Source organism: Actinoplanes regularis, from assembly GCF_900188005.1.
Taxonomy (GTDB): Bacteria; Actinomycetota; Actinomycetes; order Mycobacteriales; family Micromonosporaceae; genus Actinoplanes; species Actinoplanes regularis.
In genome coordinates this window covers 23009-41229 of the sequence record NZ_FZNR01000012.1, presented here as the reverse complement: position 1 = coordinate 41229, position 18221 = coordinate 23009, and the positions used below count along the sequence as shown (strand labels likewise).

Annotated in this window: 16 protein-coding genes; 4 read left to right on the top strand and 12 right to left on the bottom strand. The window is 70.5% G+C overall.

Features of this window, described 5'->3' with window-relative positions; translation table 11 throughout:
• Positions 1-9: 9 nt before the first annotated feature.
• The gene (locus CHC09_RS27650; RefSeq protein WP_089296145.1) at positions 10-2964 is read left to right on the top strand and encodes a helix-turn-helix transcriptional regulator; all 2955 of its coding nucleotides are present in this window, start codon (positions 10-12) and stop codon (positions 2962-2964) included.
• Between the two features lie 59 nt (positions 2965-3023).
• Here CHC09_RS27650 and CHC09_RS27645 read toward each other — a convergent pair whose 3' ends face one another.
• From CHC09_RS27645 to CHC09_RS27590, 12 genes are all read right to left on the bottom strand, one after another.
• Entirely contained in the window at positions 3024-3929 is a 906-nt protein-coding gene (locus CHC09_RS27645) for a hypothetical protein (RefSeq protein WP_089296144.1), read from the bottom strand.
• A 155-nt stretch (positions 3930-4084) separates the two neighbouring features.
• On the bottom strand, positions 4085-4897 hold the full coding sequence (locus tag CHC09_RS27640) for a carbohydrate ABC transporter permease (protein WP_089296143.1): 813 nt from the start codon (positions 4895-4897) through the stop codon (positions 4085-4087).
• Positions 4894-5772: a carbohydrate ABC transporter permease gene (locus CHC09_RS27635; RefSeq protein WP_203833233.1), complete on the bottom strand. Its 879-nt coding sequence runs from the start codon at positions 5770-5772 to the stop codon at positions 4894-4896. The genes CHC09_RS27640 and CHC09_RS27635 overlap by 4 nt, the downstream gene beginning before the upstream one ends.
• Positions 5769-7079 carry an ABC transporter substrate-binding protein gene (locus CHC09_RS27630; RefSeq protein WP_089296142.1) on the bottom strand — a complete coding sequence of 437 codons (1311 nt, stop codon included), beginning with the start codon at positions 7077-7079 and terminating at the stop codon, positions 5769-5771. Before CHC09_RS27630 ends, CHC09_RS27635 begins: the two co-directional genes overlap by 4 nt.
• Before the next feature lie 19 nt (positions 7080-7098).
• Entirely contained in the window at positions 7099-9072 is a 1974-nt protein-coding gene (locus tag CHC09_RS27625; protein WP_089296141.1) for a glycoside hydrolase family 36 protein, read from the bottom strand.
• 31 nt (positions 9073-9103) lie between these two features.
• The gene (locus CHC09_RS27620; RefSeq protein WP_239138536.1) at positions 9104-11254 is read right to left on the bottom strand and encodes a carbohydrate-binding protein; all 2151 of its coding nucleotides are present in this window, start codon (positions 11252-11254) and stop codon (positions 9104-9106) included.
• Between the two features lie 133 nt (positions 11255-11387).
• Positions 11388-12461 carry a right-handed parallel beta-helix repeat-containing protein gene (locus tag CHC09_RS27615; protein WP_239138537.1) on the bottom strand — a complete coding sequence of 358 codons (1074 nt, stop codon included), beginning with the start codon at positions 12459-12461 and terminating at the stop codon, positions 11388-11390.
• A gap of 296 nt (positions 12462-12757) precedes the next feature.
• On the bottom strand, positions 12758-12982 hold the full coding sequence (locus CHC09_RS27610) for a hypothetical protein (protein ID WP_089296140.1): 225 nt from the start codon (positions 12980-12982) through the stop codon (positions 12758-12760).
• Positions 12979-13944, bottom strand: coding sequence for a sigma factor-like helix-turn-helix DNA-binding protein (locus CHC09_RS27605; RefSeq protein ID WP_143232593.1), 966 nt, complete (start codon positions 13942-13944; stop codon positions 12979-12981). Before CHC09_RS27605 ends, CHC09_RS27610 begins: the two co-directional genes overlap by 4 nt.
• A gap of 268 nt (positions 13945-14212) precedes the next feature.
• Positions 14213-15211: a LacI family DNA-binding transcriptional regulator gene (locus CHC09_RS27600; protein WP_089296138.1), complete on the bottom strand. Its 999-nt coding sequence runs from the start codon at positions 15209-15211 to the stop codon at positions 14213-14215.
• Positions 15212-15253: 42 nt separating this feature from the next.
• A complete protein-coding gene (locus tag CHC09_RS27595) occupies positions 15254-16102 on the bottom strand; it encodes a phosphotransferase family protein (RefSeq protein WP_089296137.1) in 849 nt (282 codons plus the stop codon).
• Between the two features lie 6 nt (positions 16103-16108).
• Positions 16109-16726 carry a GNAT family N-acetyltransferase gene (locus tag CHC09_RS27590; RefSeq protein ID WP_089296136.1) on the bottom strand — a complete coding sequence of 206 codons (618 nt, stop codon included), beginning with the start codon at positions 16724-16726 and terminating at the stop codon, positions 16109-16111.
• Between the two features lie 176 nt (positions 16727-16902).
• Between CHC09_RS27590 and CHC09_RS27585 the strand changes: the two genes are divergently transcribed.
• The 3 genes from CHC09_RS27585 to CHC09_RS27575 all read left to right on the top strand — a co-directional run bounded on the left by CHC09_RS27585 (position 16903) and on the right by CHC09_RS27575 (position 18138).
• Positions 16903-17544 carry an RNA polymerase sigma factor gene (locus CHC09_RS27585; protein ID WP_089296135.1) on the top strand — a complete coding sequence of 214 codons (642 nt, stop codon included), beginning with the start codon at positions 16903-16905 and terminating at the stop codon, positions 17542-17544.
• On the top strand, positions 17541-17780 hold the full coding sequence (locus CHC09_RS27580; protein WP_089296134.1) for a hypothetical protein: 240 nt from the start codon (positions 17541-17543) through the stop codon (positions 17778-17780). Before CHC09_RS27585 ends, CHC09_RS27580 begins: the two co-directional genes overlap by 4 nt.
• Positions 17781-17922: 142 nt before the next feature.
• Positions 17923-18138, top strand: a complete 216-nt coding sequence (locus tag CHC09_RS27575) for a hypothetical protein (RefSeq protein ID WP_089296133.1) — start codon at positions 17923-17925, stop codon at positions 18136-18138.
• Positions 18139-18221 lie beyond the last annotated feature (83 nt).

Sequence of the window (18221 nt, the reverse complement as noted above, 5' to 3'; positions counted from 1 at the left end):
AAATGACGCATGTCAGTCTGGAAGGGCTTCGTGGGTCGCGCGACGGAGCTCGCGGCCCTGGCCGAGGCGCTCGACGACGCCGCCCGCGGCGACCCCCGAACCGTCCTGATCGCCGGCGAGGCCGGTGTCGGCAAGACCCGTCTGCTGGAGGAGTTCGAGGAGCGCTGCGGCGGTCGTGACCTGCTGCTGGCTCGCGGCGCGTGTGTCTCGGTCGGCGCCGGCGAGCTGCCGTACGGTCCGTGGCTGGCGGCGATGCACGCGGTCGAGGCCGAGGTCGGCGCCGCCGCCCTGGTCGAGGTCGCGCGCGGTGAGCAGGCGGCGCTCTCCGCGCTGATCCCGGTCCTGCCCGACCCGGGCAGCCCGCGCGAGGGCGGCCAGCTCGCCCGCGCCCACCTGTTCTCGCTCTTCCTGGAGCTGCTCGGGCGCCTCGCCGGCAAGCGCCCGCTGGTCCTGCTCCTCGAGGACCTGCACTGGGCGGACACGTCCTCGCTGGACCTGCTGCATTTCCTGAGCCGTAACCTGCGCCGCGTGCCGGTCCTGATCGCCGGGACGTTCCGGACCGACGAGCTCGACGAGGACTCCCGGCACCGGGTCGTCTTCGGTGAGCTGATCCGCGGGCGCACCACCACCTACCTGGAGCTGAGCCGCTTCGGCCGGGAGGAGCTCGGCGTCATGCTGGGCGGCGGGCTCTCCGCCGAGGTGATCACGAAGGTGCACGATCGCTCCGGCGGCAACGCGTTCCTGGCCCAGGAGATCCTCGCCGCCGAGCGCCGCAACCCCGGCGGCCCGGTCCCGGATCACCTGCGGGACCTGCTGATGATGCGGGTCGACGGTCTCTCCGAGGAGGGCCAGCAGATCGTCGGCGTGGTCGCCGCCGCCGGGCGCCCGGTCTCCGGCGCGCTGCTGGAGGCCGCGAGCGGCCTGCCGGGCCCGGCGTTGCGATCCGGCCTGCGCGACGCGATGACCCGGCAACTCCTCGTCCGTACGACGGAGGCCAGCTACCAGTTGCGGCACTCGCTCACCGCCGAGACGTTCTACCAGGACCTGCTGCCGGGGGAGCGGGCCGGCCTGCACCGGGCGGTCGCCACCGCCCTGGCCGCGTCGCTCGGCCGCGAGCCGTCGCCGGTCGTCCAGGCCGAGCTGGCCCACCACTGGTTCCACAGTGGCAACGACGACGACGCGCTCTTCTGGACCCTGCGCGCCGCCCGTTCGGCGGCGACCGTGCACGCCTACGCCGAGGCCCGCCGGCAGTACGGCCGGGTCCTCGACCTGTGGCGGCGGGTCCCGGACGCCGCCGCGGTCGGCGAGACCACCTATCCGCGTCTGCTGGACGAGGCGGCCGAGGTCCTCGACTACGCCGGCGATCCGCAGCGCGCGGTGCAGTTGACCGGTGAGGCGATCCAGGTGGTCGGCGTGGACGGCGACCCGCGGGTGCTGGCCGGGCTGCACGAGCACCTGGCCCGGCTGCGCTGGCGGGCGAACGACACCCCGGGGGCGCTCGCGTCCGCCCGCCGCTCGATCGCGCTGCTCGACGGCCTCGCCGACCCGTCGCTCACGGCACGGGCCGGGGAGATGTACGCGCGGGTGCTGATGCTCAGCGGCCACTACCGGCAGGCGCTGCGCGAGGCGGACGCCGCCCTGGCCGTCGCCGAGGCGCCGGTGGAGCGCGGATATCTGCTGGTCACGCTCGGGACGGTGCGGTTCCTGCTGGGTGACCGCGATGCCGGGGTGGAGCAGCTGCGGGAGGGGCTGGCCGTGGCGGAGAGCACGGACAGCAAGGAGAACATCCTCCGGGCGTACACGAACCTCACCTACTGCCTGCAGATGCTCAACCGTCTCGAGGAGGGTCTCGCGCTGGCCCGGCGCGGCTGCGATCTGGCCGCCGGGTTCGGGCTGCGGATGACCACCGGGATGGTCCTGGTCGGCAACGCCGCGGACATCCTGCTCGACCTGGGGCGCTGGGACGAGATCGAGCGGCTGATCGGCGCGGTGCTGCCCGACGAGGCCGCCGACGACCTGCCGCTCTACCTGCAGTACGTGCGGGCCGAGGTGTGTGTGGCCCGGGATGAGCGCGACGCCGCCCGGGACATCCTGGATCTGGTGATGAGCCGGTCGGCGGGGAAGACCGACCAGGATTTCGTCGGGCACGCGTACACCGCGCTGGCCGCCCTGGAGATCGCCGACGGCAACTGGCGCGCCGCCCGCCGCGCGGTCGACGAGGGCCTGGCGAAGCTCGGTGACGGCGAGGGCGCGTTCCCCGCGCTGCGGCTGGCGGTGTGCGGGCTGCAGGCCGCCGGTGCGGCGTTCGCCCTGCACGCCGCCCCGGAGAGCTGGCTGGGCTGGGCGGACACGCTGGAGCAGCGGGTCTCGTCGGCGATGGAGGCGTTGCGGCTGGCCGGCGCCGGGCGGGCGCTGCCGGTCGCCGAGGCGCTCGGCCAGGTCGCGGGCGCCGAGTTGCTGCGGATCCGCGGGGAGCCGCAGGAGGCCGCGTGGACGTCGGTGGCGGCGACCTGGGCGCAGCTGGGCCATCCCTACCCCGAGGCGCAGGCCCGCCTGCGCCTGGCCGACAGCCTGTTACGCCGTGGCGCCACCACCGCCCTGCACCGCGAGATCACCACGGCCGCGCGGCTGGCCGCCGGGCTCGGGGCCCGGCGGCTGACCCGCGAACTGGAGCAGCTGGCCGGGCTGGCCGGCGTCGTCCTGCAGTCCGGGCCCGCGTCCGAGAAACCGGCCGACGACACGCCGAACTGGGGCCTGACCCGGCGCGAGACCCAGGTTCTCGACCTGATCGCGCTCGGCTGGACCAACGCCCGGATCGCCCGCAGCCTGGACATCGCGGAGAAGACGGTCAGCGTGCACGTCTCGAACCTCCTGGCCAAGCTGGGCGCGTCGAACCGCTGGGAGGCCGCGCTGATCCGGCGCGGCGAGGGGTCTGCGCAGCCGGGAGGTGACGGTGGCCAGTGAAATCATTCCCCCGTGGCAGATGATGATCTTTGGTACGCGATGCCGACGATTCGGGGACGCTACATGATGTTGCCGCCCCGCCAGCGGTGGTTGAACGCCGGCATCCCGGCGGGGCGGTCGGTCCGGCGGATCTCCTCGAGGTCCCGGAGGATCTGGTCGCGCAGCGCCGGGTTGCCGTCCAGCACCGTCGCGGGCGTCACGGTGTACGCCTCCTCGACGTACGTGAGCAGGAATTCCGGCGACAGCCGGCGCACCCGCCCCGCGCTGAGGCAGAAGAACTCGCGCCGGGAATACCCGGTGATCGCCACGCAGTGGCTGGAGAGGCTGCCCGGGGTGGCGTCGTAGACCGGGCCGTAGCCGGGCACGGACCACGAGTCCCGCAGCACGCCCCTGCCGTCCTTGATCGACTGCGGCAGGGCGAGGCCGACCAGCGCGCCGCCGAACCGCAGCACCGACTCGCGCAGTTGGTCCAGGTTGCGGGGCTCGATCTCCAGGAACGACCGGGCCTCCGGCAGCAGGCCGGCCAGCGGCTGGTCCTGGTGCACCCAGAGCTTCAGCGCCAGCAGCAGGCTCGTGCCGAAGTCGTTGTGTGCCTCGCGGTGCCCGGAGTGCGGCTGCGCGGAGCGGATGAGGGCGGCCGGCGCCGGGTCGCGGTGGAACGGCGACACCTTCTCGTAGATCTTCAGGGTGTCCTCGAGGGTCGGCGTGAACTGCTCCTTCGCCGCCGCGTACCACCCCTGGGCGAGCAGGGCCATGGCGGCGGGAACGCAGTTCTGGTAGCCGACGTCGCCGATCGGGTCCCCGGTGGACACGTCCACCCGCAGGTCTCCGAGGTGGAACCGGCCGTCGGGTTGCAGGCCGTGCGCCGGGATCTCCGGCGACTCGTCGAAGTCTGCCGGGTATTGGCTCATCTGCAGGGTACGGATGTCGGTTTCGGCCGCCAACCGGCCGGCAAGAGCGTCCATCTCAACCTCCACGTCGACTGGGCGTGATGAGGCTATCGCCGTGAGTGGCCGTTTGGGCTGTTGGATCGGCGACACCTCGCGCTTGTATCAGCGGGCCGCCGCGAGTTCTCTCCTCAGTGGAGGGGGGTGGTGGCGCGCTGGCGGGCGCGCCACCTCTATTTGACCGCGCCGCCGGTGATCCCGGAGATGATCTTCCGTTGGGCGACCGCGAAGACCAGGACCAGGGGCAGGCTCATCAGGATCACGTACGCGAAGATCAGGTGCCAGTTGTTCAGGTAGAGGCCCGCGCTCGCCACCCGGAACAGGTTCAGCGGCAGGGTGTCCAGCCGCCCGCCGATCACGAAGAACGCGTAGAAGACGTCGTTCCAGACGTACAGGCAGATCAGGATCGTCGCGGTGGCCAGCACCGGACGCAGCAGCGGCAGCACCACCAGGCGGAACACCGCGACCGGCCCGGCACCGTCGATCCGCGCCGCCTCCTCCAGCGCCTCCGGGATGGTCCGGACGAAGCCGGTCACGAAGAAGATCACTGTGGACAGGTAGACGCCCAGGTAGACCCCGATCATCCCGAGCGCGGTGCCGGCCAGGCCGAGCTGGCGCAGCAGCAGGACGACGGTGACCACGGCCGGCGGCAGGATGATCCCGCTGATCCCGAGCGCGTAGAGCGCCGCGGTCAGCCGGGAGCCGCGCCGAGCCAGCACCCAGGCCGCCATCGAGCCGAGCACGAGCACCCCGGCCACGGTCGGCACCACGATCAGCAGGCTGCCCAGCAACGCCGCCGGCACGTCGGCCTCCGTCCACACCTGCCGGAGGTTGTCGAGCAGGTGCCATTCGGCCGGTGGGCTCAGGTTCGGGTCGATCGCCTCGCCCCGCGACTTGCCGGCGGTCGCGACCACCAGCCAGAGCGGCACTCCGATCAGGAGCACCACCAGGGCGATGGCGGCGACGGGCTGCAGACGGCGGATCACTGGACCTCCTCGCGGCGGCGAAGCAGATAGATCACCGGGAACGCCATCAGCGTCACCAGCAGGAACAGCACCAGGCTCATGGTGGTCGCCTGGGCGAACAGCCCCTGGCCGAAGGTCCGGTAGATGAAGATGTTGAGCAGCTCGGTGGTCCGGGCCGGCCCGCCGCCGGTGGTGGCCTGCACGATGTCGAAGCCGTTCATCGAGCCGAGCAGCGCGGTGGCCACGTTGAAGGTGACCGCCGGTGCCAGCAGCGGCACCCGGATCGCCCAGAACGCCCGCCACCGGGACGCGCCGTCGATCCGCGCGGCCTCGAGCACGTCCTCCGGGATGGTCTTCAGACCGGCCAGGTAGATCAGCATGGCCAGGCCCATCCACTTCCACGCGTGGATCAGCGCGACCACGACGATCGTCCAGGTGGTGTCGGCGAGCAGGCCGGTGCCCTTGAGCAGGGCCTGGAAGACGTAGCCGACGGCCAGCGCCGACATCAGCACCGGGACCACGAAAAACGTCCGGCAGATCCGGTTCACCAGGGTGTCCCGTTCGAGCAGCACGGCCAGGCCGAAGCCGAACGCGTTCTGGAAGATCGCCACCAGGACGGCGTAGACCACCGTGATCCGCAGGGCCCGGAACAGCGTGCCGTCCGAGGCGAGCTGGGTGAGGTTCTCCACGCCGACCGGGTTGATCGACGCCTTGAACCCGGACCAGTCGGTGAACGCGTAGACGAACTGGTAGGCGGTGGGCAGGACGAAGAAGACCAGCAGGAGGGCGTACGCCGGAAGCAGGAACCACAGCGGATGGGTACGCCGGGTGATGGTGCCCGGGGCCGCCTGCGGCAGCGCCCGGGCTTTCGTCAGAGTGCCGATCGCGCTGGTCACTTCAAGTAACCAGCAGCCTTGGCCAGCTGTTCGAACTGGTCCTGGGTGGCCTTGGCCACCTGTTCCGGGGTCATCGTCCCGGCGATCATGTCGGCCAGGTTCAGGTACAGGTCCGGGTTGGCGACGGCCAGGGCCTGCATCGACCCGGCCGAGGAGCCGACCGCGGCGTGCACGTCGAGCAGTGCCTGCGGCACGCCGGCCGGATCTGCCACGCCGGTCTCCAGCGAGACGGTGTTCCGGTCGGTGAGGAAGTCCTGGTAGCCGGGGCCCATCCAGTAGGCGAGCAGCTGCCGGGCGGCCGCCTCCCGTTTCGCGTCCCCGGTCTTGAAGGCGACCAGGGCGTTCGACTGGTCCGGGATGAACGTGCCGACGTTGCCGGACGGCGCGATCGGGAAGAAGCCGATCCTGGAGTTCAGCGTGGCGGTGTCCGCCTTGGCCTGCAGCTGCCCGAAGAACGAGTTGACCTGCACGACCATCGCCGCCTTGCCGTTCAGCAGCGCGGTGCCCTGGTCCTCGAACTTGGCGGTCTTGATGTCGCTGTTGAACAGCCCTTCCTTGATCAACTCCTGGTATTTCTTGATCGCGCCCAGGATCGTGGGGTCGGTGAACTTCTCCTGACCGGTATTGATCCGGTCCCACAGTCCACTCCTGGCCGCGTCGGCAAGCTGGACCTGGACCCACCACTGGGTGGCCCACCGGTCCGCGCCCATCTCGTGGAACGGCGTGATCCCCTTGCCCTTGAGGGTCTTCGCGAGGGTGATCAGCTCCTCGAAGTTCTTCGGCGTCGCGGTGACCCCGTTCGCCGCGAAGACCTCCCTGTTGTAGTAGACGCCCTCGACCGCGGGGCTGGTGACCAGCGCCGCGTACCGGACGTCGCCGAGCAGGCCGGTGATGTCCCTGAGCTTCGGGTCCAGCCGGTCCAGCCAGGGCGCGCCGGTCAGCGGCTGCAGGTTGGTCTTCGCGTTGATCGCGGTCAGCATCGACGCGGTCGGCTGCCAGAACGCCAGGTCCGGCTTGTCCCCGGTGGCGACCTTGGTCTGGATGCCCTGCTCGTAGGGGTCGGGGATGGTGACCACCTGGACGCTCGCGCCGGTGGCCCGCTGGAAGCCCTCGATCACCTTCTTCGGGACGGTGTTGCTGTTCTGCGCGGCCCAGACGGTCAGCTTCACCCCGTCGAGCTTGGCGGCCGGCTCGGGCCAGGTGATCGCGGCCGGTTCGGTGGCGGTGTCTCCGGCACCGGGGTCGGTGCAGGCGGCGAGTCCGATAGTGAGCAGTGCCGCGGTGGTGGCGGCCATCCAGCGGTTCATAGGGATCCTCCGGGGGTTATCAGTGCCGGATCTTGAAGATCCGGGCTGTGTATGACGCGGTTCGCGGGACGGTCACGGTCAGAGCGTTTGCTTCGCGGGCGTACGTCCACGGCGGCAGCCGCCGCGGGTAGAGCACCTCGACCTCCCCGTCGACGGGCAGAGTCGTGCTCTCCGGAGCACCGGGCCGTCGCCACAGACCCAGGTAGGTGGTGTCTGCGACCCGCAGCCCCAGGCTCAGCCACGGGTCGTCCCAGCCGGGCAGCTCGAGCGGCCACACCGGAACCGCCCCGCGCAGGTCGATCTCCCGATGGGCGAGCACCCCGTCCCGGACCAGCTCCAGTTGTCCGGCGCTCATCCGATCGAGCCGGCCGGAGAGGTAGAGCCGACCGAGCATCCCGGTGCACATGGTGTACGCGATCTCCTCGTCGGTCATCTCCGGCTGCGGATAGGCCCAGCTCGCGGCCTGCTCCGGCAGGATCGACAGGGGAGCGGCCACCGCGATCGGCGGATACAGCCGGAAGTCCTGCTGGTCGCTGGTCGACTGCAGATGCATCCGGCTGAGCAGGGCGTAGTCGGCGCGCATCGCCCCGGACGCGCAGTTCTCCAGGATCAGCCCGGGGTGCCGGTCCCGGACGCGGTCGAGCCAGTCCAGGTGCGCGCGGTTGTGCCCGAGCAGGCCGGCGCCGGGGCTGTCCGCGTCCACGTCGGTGCCGGTGCCGGGGTCGATGTTGTAGTCCAGCTTGAAGTAGCCGGCCCCGAGCTGTTCGACGAGCCGGTCGACCACCTCGTCCAGGTGCGCGACCGCCGCCGGGTGCCGCAGGTCCAGGTGGTACCGGCCGTGCTCGACCACCCGGGCACCGCCACGCTGCAGGAACGCGGCGTCCGGCAGCTTGTCGGCGACCGGGCTGCGCACCCCGATCACCTCCGGCTCCAGCCACAGGCCCGGAGTCAGGCCGTGGTCGCGGATCCGGCCGAGCACCTCCTCGAGGCCGCGCGGGAAGCGGGTCTGCGACGGCTGCCACTCACCGACGCTGTCCCACCAGTCGGCGTCGTTGTCGTACCAGCCGGCGTCGACGCAGAAGACGTCCGCGCCGGCCGTGGCCGCCGCGTCGATCAGCGGCAGCAGCTTCTCCGTGGTGGGGTCGCCCATCAGCGTGTTCATGTAGTCGTTGAAGACCACCGGCAGCGTCGCCGGCGTCCGCAGCAGCGCCCGCCGGTGCGCGGTGAGCGCCGCCACGGACTCCGCGACCGAGACCGGGACCGTGGTGAACGACTCGCCCGGGGCGAGCCACTGCTGCCACTGGTGGTCGGCGTCGGTCGGGCCGAGCAGCGCCAGGTAGACGCCGTCGCGGCGCTCGCCGGTCTCGTAACGCCACGGGCCGTTGTGCTCGATCTGCCACCACCAGGACCGGCCGGTGATCCGGTCGATCAGGGCGCCGGTGGGCAGGCGGGCGCCGGTGGACCAGGTTCCGGAGCTGGTCACGGTGTGGCAGCCGCGCCCGTCCTGGCCGTGCAGCCGCAGGTTCAGGCCGGGTATCACCTCGCGCAGCGGCCGCCGGGTCCAGCGGCCCTCGCCCAGCCACTCGCTCGCCCCGGTGAGCAGGTCGAGATCGCCCGCCGCCGGTCCGCTGAGACCGGCGGCGAGCGAGGTGACGCCGAGGAGCAGGATCGGATCGGGTCCGTCGTTGGTCACCGTGGTCCGCGCCTGGAAGGCCGCTGTCTCCGCGGCCCGGCGCAGCTGGAGACGTACGGCGAGGCCGGTCCGCCCGTCCCGCTGATCCAGGCGCAGCTCGTGCCAACTCCCGTCGCGGGTCTCCGCGACGCCGGTCACCCGCAGCCGGCGGCCGACCGAGGTCTCCGAGAAGCGCCGCGACACGTGATCGCGGCCCTCCCCGGCGATCAGGATCTCCACCAGGGGTTGTCCGGTGCCGTGCAGTCGCGCCGGCGCGTCCCCGCTGGTGTCGATGGCCAGATTTCCCCACTCCAAGGTCACGGATGCTCCTGTTTCCCGGCGCCGCTGTCCCCTAGCCCAGGACCGCGGCGACTTGAATGCGGTCGATGTTCGGTGCGTAGCCGCTGGAGGCGTTGCCGAACGTGATGGTGTTCGCCCCGGCGGCCAGGTCCACGTCGACGACCGCGGTCCGGTAGGTGGACCAGCTGAGCGTGTTGCGGAAGTAGACCTTCTTCGCGGCGCCACCGTTGACGCTGATCTCGGCGTACCGGTCGACGATGTTGGTGTTGTAGTCGTGCTCGCCGACGACCTCGGCGTTCGCGTAGGTGACGACCAGCCGGTAGCGGCCCGCGGCGGCCGCGCTGACCCCGTTGAACCGGAGCGTGTTGGCGGCACCGGCGCCCAGCCAGCCGACGTACCTACCGCCGGAGGCGGCGGTGTCGCTGACCACCACGGCGGTTCCGGAGAGCGTGTTGCCCGAGCTTTCGCCCTCGTACGCGGTGACCGTGCCCGTGGTCGCGGTGAGTTCGAGATGATCCAGGTTGGCCGCGTCCCGGTCGTCGCTCGCGAACGCGTGGTAGTCGATCCGGTTGATGCCGGCCGGCAGGTACACCTTGGTGATCGCGGTCTTCCAGGTGTTCCAGTCGGTCGTGCCGGGCAGCGCCACGTCGGTCAGGTCGCCGCCGTTGACCCGCAGCCGGATCGACCGGTTCGCGGGCGCCCCGGTGTACGGCCCGGCCGAGTAGCGCAGCGCCAGGTTGTAGTAGCCGTCGGCGGGCGCGGTGACCACGAAGTTCGTGGACGCGGTGCTGCTAGCCCCGTACCCCTCGGTGAAGGAGGTTCCGGAGTAGCCGGTGTTGCTGCCGTAGGTGATCTTCGCGGTGCCGGCGATCGCGGCGTACTCCGCCTCGTAGCGACTGGTCGAGGCCGCGGTCAGGTCCCGGTCCGGCGTGATGATCACCTGGTACGCCGACTGCCCCTTGAGCCCGGTCAGCGGCACCGTGACCTGCCCGTTCGTGGCGGTGAAGTCGCCCTCCTTGACGACGTACGGCCCGGTGGACGGGTTCGTGCCGGACGTGTCGACGCCCCAGACGGTCGCGTGGACCGTGCTGCCCAGGTAGGACGGGATGCCCTTGACCAGCACGTTCGTGTCGTACGTGCCGGTGGCGGGGTTGTTGCCGCCGAGGATGACCCGCGCCTGCTTCTTCGTGGCGTCCAGGGCCGCCAGGCCCTGCAGCGATCCGCTCGCCGACGGCGGCGTGACCGCGACGGTGTTGCCGGTCAGCTCGCCATACCATTTGTAGAGCCACCAGGCCCCGGTCGCCTGGTTGTTCCGGGTGACCAGGTCGTTCAGGCCACCGGCGGTGGTCCAGTAGGCGAGGCAGCCGTCCACCTTGCTGTTCTCGAACTTGGCGACGTACTGGACCAGGTTGCCCGGGACACCGAGGTCGCCGGCGGAGCGGGCGTACTCGTTGATCGAGATCGGACGGGCACTGACCCCGAGGCTCCGCTCGATCGCGCGGTAGTCGTCGTAGTGCTGCTGCCAGCTGGTGTAGAAGTCGTCGCCGAGCTCGTGCCAGGTCATCACGTCCGGCAGCACGTTGTTGTCGCGCGCGTAGGTGAGGAAGGTGCGCAGGTCGGCGGAGCGGTAGGCGGCGAAGTTCGGGCCGGCGATCCGCGCCGACGAGTCGATCGAGCGGATCCGCTGGAAGACCGTCTTCCAGTCGGCGAGCAGGGCGGAGAGGTTGCCGGAGTACCAGATCTGGTCGGGCTCGTTGAACGGGACGTAGACGTAGGAGCTCCGGTACGGGTCGGCGACCACCTTGCGGGTCATCGTGTCGACCTTGGTCAGGTAGTCGGCGAGCCCCAGGTTCTCGTACGGCCACTGCTGGTAGACGTCCTGCATGTAGATCTGGATCTCGCGGCCGCCGGCCCGCTTGAACATCGGGGCGATCCGCAGCGCGTCGCCGTTGGGATGCTGCAGCCCGTCGGGCGCCTTCTGCGCGGTGACCTGCGGCTTCAGTGCGGCGAGCATGGTCTCGTTCGGGATGCCCTCGTCACCGAGGCCGTAGAGGAAGCCGGTGGCGCCGTAGCGCAGCGCCCCGGTGCCGGTGGCCAGGTCTACGGTGAACTGGGAGGCGGCGGCGACGGCCGGGGAGGCGGGCAGGCTCGCCGCGAGGACGGTGGCGGCGAGCGCCGCGGCGGTGATGTGTCTCGATCGCACGGGGGTCTCCTTCATGGAGATGTGACCGGTCACATGACTGGTGGACGGCCTGAGTGTGACCGGTCACACGCCCCGCACGGAAGAGTGCGTTACGGTTTTGTTACTGAATGATGTCGATGCCCGGAGGCGGCGGTCAGGCGGATCCGTCGAGGTTGGTGACCTTCTCGGAGAGCAGATCGGGGCTGGTCCGGGTCACGCCCCAGATCACCGCCGAGCTGCCCGCCTCGGCCACGATGAAGTTCGTCAGCGAGGGTTTGTCCACCGACTTGGGATCGGCCTGGACGGCACCACCGATCGTCTGGTTGACGGTGGAGCCGCTGATGCGGATGCCGGTCTTGGCGCCCTTGTAGGTGAAGGCCCCGATCAGGCTGCAGCTCCTGGAGTTGGTCACGGCGAAGCCCTCCTCGGTGAACTCCTCCGCGCCGCAACTGGTGAGCGTCACCGACGCGCAGCCGTGAAGCAGGTAACCGCGCTTTCCGCCCGTGGCGTCGGCGGCGCACGCGTTCAGAGTCGAGTAGCTCACCCAGTCGAGCTCGTAGCCGTTCTTCTTGTTCTCGAGCGCGTAGCAGGCCTCGAAGGCCAGGGAGGTGGCGGCCGCCGTCGCGGTGTTCGTGACGTAGAAGCCGTTGCCGCCGTTCCTGGCGGACTGGACCCGGGTGATCCTCGACGCGATCACGGCGGTGAGGTAGACGCCGCAGTCGCCCCAGTTCTCGACGACACAGTCCTCGATGGTGATGTTCGAAGGCCCTTCGGCCGGACCGGGGACCAGGCGGATGCCGGAGGGACCGTTGGCCGGCGGCGCGGTGTCCGGGTCGTACTGCCCGATCATGCTGAGGCCGGCGATCGTCACGTAGTTGATCGCGAAGTCGCTCACCGAGGTGATGCCGTGCCCGGCACCCACCTGCTTGATCTTCGTCGCGTGCGCGCCGGCACCGATCAGCCGCTGGTTGGAGCGCATGACGATCGGCTGGTTGATGTAGAACTCGCCGGCGCTCAGCAGCACCTGGCGGTTCACATCGGAGAGTGCGCCCTGGATCGCGGCGTGATCCTCGACCCCGCTCTTCTTACCGCTCGGCGTGATCACGACGAGCCCCTCCGTCGCGGCCAGCGCGGCCGTCGGCTGACCGAAAATCATCCCCCCGGCGGCCAGGCCGGCCGCCCCCGCCAGCGATCCCGTGATCAGCCCTCGGCGGCTCTGCGACGTCATTCCATCATCTCCTGTCGATCGTCCGGCAACCTTCATCGCCGCACCCGCAAGCACGACGACGCCCCCGTTCACGGCCTCAGCATCGACGACCGCCGCGGAACGCGATGATCAGGTAAACAGAGTGATCGACCGGCTCGCCACCCCGTTGATCATGACGAAGGCGACACCGCCCGGCGTCCGTCGGTGGCCTTACTGGTGGAGCCTGATTCCGCCGCGGCTCCGCACTTACCGATGCTTTGTGGAGGTCACCGGTTCTTCCGGCACCGCCAGGGCGACTCAGCCGTTGACGGCGCCGGTCAAGGCCGCGGCCGTGGATCCGCCGGAGCGGGGGCGGTGGCCTCGGGTGACTGGAAGGCGCGCACGATCGGAGGCAGCGTAGCGATCAGCCCGGTGACGGCGACAAGGACGGCGACGACGACCGCCGTTCTGGCCTTGAGCTGGAGAATGACAAATCCGGCGAGTAGGAGTACGCAGATGCTGACGGCGCCGCCGACGAGAATGGCCAGGCTGGTCTCGCTCATCGCTCGCTCACCTGCGCCCGAAGCTTGACCATGCTTTGCCGAACGAGCCTGTCGACTGCGCTCGCGCTCATGCCGAGAGTGTGGGCAACATCGCTGCGTGTACGACTGCCGAGGTAGATGAGGGACACGACGTGCTGCTCGTGTTCTGTCAAAGTCGCCAACGCAAGCTTGAGGAGAACGCGAGTGTCGACGGCATCCGTCTCGTCGACAGCTGACGTGGGCACCGTGTGGGAGAGCTCGGTCCCCGACGCGTCCACGGGTTCGCTCAACAGGCTGACTGAGAAACCCTTGAGCTGGGTCTCCCACACCGGGCGGTGGGCACGGTGCTGGTGGTTGATCTCCAGGCGAAGCGAGGAGACGGTGGCGACGATCTCGGAGAAGTCGTGATCGAGTCGTCTGCGCACCCAGCCGCCTTCGAGCAGTGCGGCACTCGCTCCGTCGATCCGGCTCGCTTGTGGTGACAGACCGAGCCAGCGCTTGAGGAACCACGCGACGGTGTCGGTGTCACCGTCAAGCACCGCGCCGCGCGCCAGCATCGCCGCGGCGAGGGTGAGCCGGGCCGTCTCCTTCCGCTCGCCGCTGGCGTAGCGGGCCAGTTCGCACCACCGTCTTAGGACGGCGCGCAGCGCCGGGACGATCGTGGTGTCGTCCTGACCGGCAAGCAGCCTGTCGGGCAGGAAGGGCCGCACGGTCACCTCAAGGGTGTCGGTGTCCACGGCTGAGCCCGGAGCGCGGACCGATTCGAGTAGCGCGACGGAGGGCTGGCTGATCGACCGCCAGATCCCGGCGGTCGAGGGCGCGGTCAGGTCAAGAGCGCCGTAAGCGTGCGTTGCTTCCTGAAGGACGTGGTCGTTCAACTCGCTGACGAGCTCCGATCCTTCTGTCGGCCCGAAGCGCCGCAGGAAGCCGACCCCTTCGCCGCTGCCCTGGGCGGACAGGATGGTCCAGACCGGCTCGAGCATCCCCTCGACATCGCGAGCCAGCCGCTGGGCCGCACACGCCGCCGGACCGGCCGACAGCTGGGCGACCTGCCGGCGGAGCGCTACGAGTTCAACGCTGGCACTCCGCGCATCCCGCGGGTGATGGTGGGCTCTCACTTGTCCTCCTCAAGACCACGGCGCCGTGGCCGTCTACTAGTCAGGGCGAAAACCCCCCTTCCTCGTCGCGCTTGAGGTGTGACTTGCATCACTTTCTTGGAATCACTGTTCAGGCCGCAAGTGTGGCCGCTAGCTAGACCCCGTGCGGCGCGGCCGTGGACTCCCGGACCACCAGGCGCGGCGGGTCCAGGCGCAGCGGCTCGGTGTCGTCGGCGAGGGCGGCGACACACGCCCGGCCCAGCCCCGCGAAGTCCATCCGGACCGTGGTCAGCGCGGGCGTCCAGTACGCCGCGCCCGGCACATCGTCGAAGCCGACGATGCTCACGTCGCCCGGCACGTCCCGGCCCGCCTCGTGCAACGCCCGGCGCACGGCGAGGGCGGTGTCGTCGTTCCCGCAGAGGATCGCCGTGACGGTGCGGTCCGCGGCCAGCCGCTGCCCGGCCCGGTGCGCGCTCGCCAGATCCCAGCCGGCCGGCACCACGTCGGGAACGACCGCGCCGGAAAGCTCCAGGGCCTCCCGCCAGCCGCGCTGCCGGGCGCTGTCCCGCAGCTCGGACGGGATGGCCACATGATGGACGGTGCGGTGCCCCAGATCGAGCAGGTGGCGGGTGGCGTCGGCGGCGGCCTGCCGCTCGTCCAGGAAGATCATCCGCCGGTCCACGCCCGGCAGGCCGCCGGCTTCGGTCGCCGCGACCATCGGGACCCCGTCCGGCATCGCCCGCAGCACCCCGGAGCCGGCCGGGTCGAACGCCACGACGATCACGCTTCCGCAGCTCGGATCCGTCACGTATTCCACGGCGTGCCGCACGTGGTCGGCCGCCTCCGACTCCACCACCCGGACCCCGACGGTCAGCCCCAGCAGCCGGCCCGCCTCCTCGACGCCCCGCAACACCCCGGCGTACCCGTAGAGCGTGGTGTTCGCGGTGACCACCGTGACCCCGTTCGCCCGCCCCAGACCCAGCGCCCGCGCCGCGCGGTTCGGCCGGTACTGCAGCCGCTCCATCGCGTCGAGCACGAGCTGACGGGTGTCCGGCCGGACCCTCGGCGAGTTGTTCAGCACCCGCGACACCGTCTGGTGCGACACACCCGCGGCCGCCGCCACGTCCCGGATCTGCGGCGTCGCCCGCTTCATCGCCCGCCGCCCCCTGCTCGCTCTTCGGAACCGCTGACGATCCTATGCCGGGAAGAGCCATGCCAGCGCGGCCAGGGACTTGTCGGCGTAACGCCGCCGCCCGGTCCCCACGCCGTACGCCAGATCCTCCAGCATGCCGCACCTGGCGTAGAAGACGGCGCGCTCGCGGAGCGCCGCCCCGTTCTCGCCGCCGGCACCGGCCACACCCGGCAGCAGCGCCGCCGGCCCGAGATCACGAAGGAGCCGGCCGTAGTCGTGCGCGGGGTCGACGAGGGCGGCGTCGCCCCAGTCGATGATCCCGGTGACCGCCGAGGTCTCCGGGTCGACCAGGACGTGCTCGATGCCCAGATCGTTGTGGGAGAAGACCGGCGTGGACCCGTCCGGCGGCGGCGCGCTGCCCAGGAAAGCCTCGACCCTCCCGCGGTAACCCGCCGGAAGGTGATCGGCCACCGTCTCGTAGTCCGCCGCGGCCTCCCGCAGCCACTCGGCCGGAGGGTCGTCGTCCACGTCGAGCAGCCCGGCCAGCCGCCCGGGCGCGACGGCGTGCAGCGAGGCGAGAAACTCACCGAGCACGGTGGCGATCCGCTCCGGACGGCCGGGCCGGGGCACGTCCAGCAGGGGGGTACCGGGCAACCTGCGGTAGGCCAGACAGCCGAGAAGCGGCAGTACGAAGACCGGCTCGGGCACTGGCAGCGACGCGAGACCCCTGACCGCGGCGAGCAGGCGCGCCTCACGGTCTGTCCGTTCCGGATCAGGGGCCCGGCCGAACCGTACGATCAACTCGCCGTTGATCTCGAAGGCGATGTGCTCCGTGCCCTCGCCGAGCAGCGCCACCGACTCCACCCGGTAATCCGGGAGCGCCGTGGCGACGGCGCCGCGCACGTCGGGCATCACGCCTCACCGGATGCCACGGCGCGACTCCCACATGGCGCGGGTCATCTCGTACTCCACCTCGCCGGCCTCCGCGCCCGGCAGCGGATCGTCCCAGAGCGGATGGAAGGTACGCAGATAGCGCATCCCCACGCTCTCCATCACCCCGCGCGACCCGAGGTTCACCGCCATGGTCTGCGCGAGCACCCGGCTCTGCCCGACCGTGTCGAACGCGTGCCGCAGCAGCGCCCGCGACGCCTCGGTGGCCAGCCCCTGCCGCCAGTACCGGCGGGCCAGGCGGTAGCCCAGCTCGGCCACGGTCGGATCGTCCGGCTGATCGTGCCCGTGCGCCGGCGGCAGCATCATCAGCCCGACGAACTCGCCGACGGTCTCGCTCTCCGGCAGTTCCGACCCGCGGCGCCCGCCCTCCGAGCCGAACGCCATCCAGAATCCGAGCCCGTCCACCCTGGCACCCAGGGCCATCCGCTCCACGTGCGACGAGACGACCTCGTCCCGGGTGCGGGCCCGCCCCCAGATGTACTTGAGCACCTCGGCGTCCGCATCCAGGCCGACCTCGAGCTCGAAGTGCCGGTCCGCCAGCGGAACCAGCAGCAGCCGCTCGGTACGCAGCGTCGGTTGTCCCATTCCGCCACCCAAACACACCACCCACCACCGCGCGACGCGATTACCCGCCGACAAAAGATCTTGCCGAGCGGGCGTGCATTCGCGGGCGTCCGTGTCGTGTCATTCACCGAGGGGACACCGTCCCCCGACTCCCGCCATCGGAGCGGGAGTGTTCTCTGCTGAAGGGGCTCAATGCCGTGAGTACCTCGAAGCACTCGGCCGGCGGTGGGCAACTGCCCGCCCTGGGCGACGAACCGGTCGGTGCCCAGGACGAGAGTCCGGGGCATCGGCGCGCCGGGGAACCGGCGCCGGCCTGGCGGGATCTTGACAATGGGCAACGCAAGATCCTGTCGGACGACTTCGTGATCTGGTTCGAGAGCGGCGCCCGGCTGATCTTCCTGAAAGCCGGCCACAGCATCTGTGGCCGCGAAGGTAGAGCGCTGGCCGGCGACGCCGCGGTGCGGTGTTACGAGCAGTGGCCCGACCCGCGCAAGCGGGAACTGTTCAAGCAGAGTCCCCGGTACGTCTACCAGACCGTTCGGAACCTCTTCCTCGACGAGCTCAAATCCGGCTATCGGCGCCGCGAGTCCCCCGCGGGACTACCCGGCCACGCCGACCGGATCGCCGAGATCTGGGAGCGGCCGTCGGTCGGGGACCCGGGGTGGGAGGTACGGCAGGCGATCAACTCTCTGGATCCGGAGAAGGGCGAGATCATCTTTCTCCACTACTGGCTGAAGCTCAGCTGGGTCGATGCGGCCCGGCTGATGGGCCGCTCCAGAGGACAGGTGGATCGGCTGCATCGATCCGCAATCGAAGAACTTCGGGTTCTTCTTGGATGAGGGGGGTTGAGGTGAACGTCGGCAAACGTTTGCTGAAACTGGCCGATTCCTTCGCGGAGCAGGTGTCCGACGAGGATGTGGACACGTTTACGGCGCAGGTCTACGCCCGAGCGGGGCTGGCCGCGCCAGGTAGGACCGCGCACACGGGGGAATCGGTGTCAGCCGGTTCCCCCGGCGAGGTCCTCGTGAAGGAGTACGACGATTGGGGTGGTGAGGTCGAGCCGACCCGGCGGTAGCGGTCCGCTCGGCGAACTGCGGTCCCCCCGTCTGATGGGGGAGAGGGGACCGGAGGCGGAAGGAAAGGCTCCCGGCGGCAAACGGGAGCCTTTTCAATTCCGGGGTTCCATGATGGTCAACAATCCCAGCCCGGAGGAAGAAATGCGGGACCGAATCGTCTTCTTCGCCGTCGCGGCCCTGGCCGCACTGACCCTGTCGCCGATCATCGCGGCCATGGCGGCGTACGTCGGAAGCCTGGCCGGGATGAGCGACGCGACCTTGCTGGTCGTCTTCGGAAGCACCGCGGCCGGGGCCTTCGCGGCCCTGATGGGCCTCGCCGGCCTCGCCGCGAACCTGTTCCTGAAGCCGCGCCGGTGAACCGGACCGCCAGCTGCCACCATGCGCGGCATGGAGGTTCAGGATCTGGAGCGAGCCGTGACCAGCCTGGTCGGCTTCCCGGC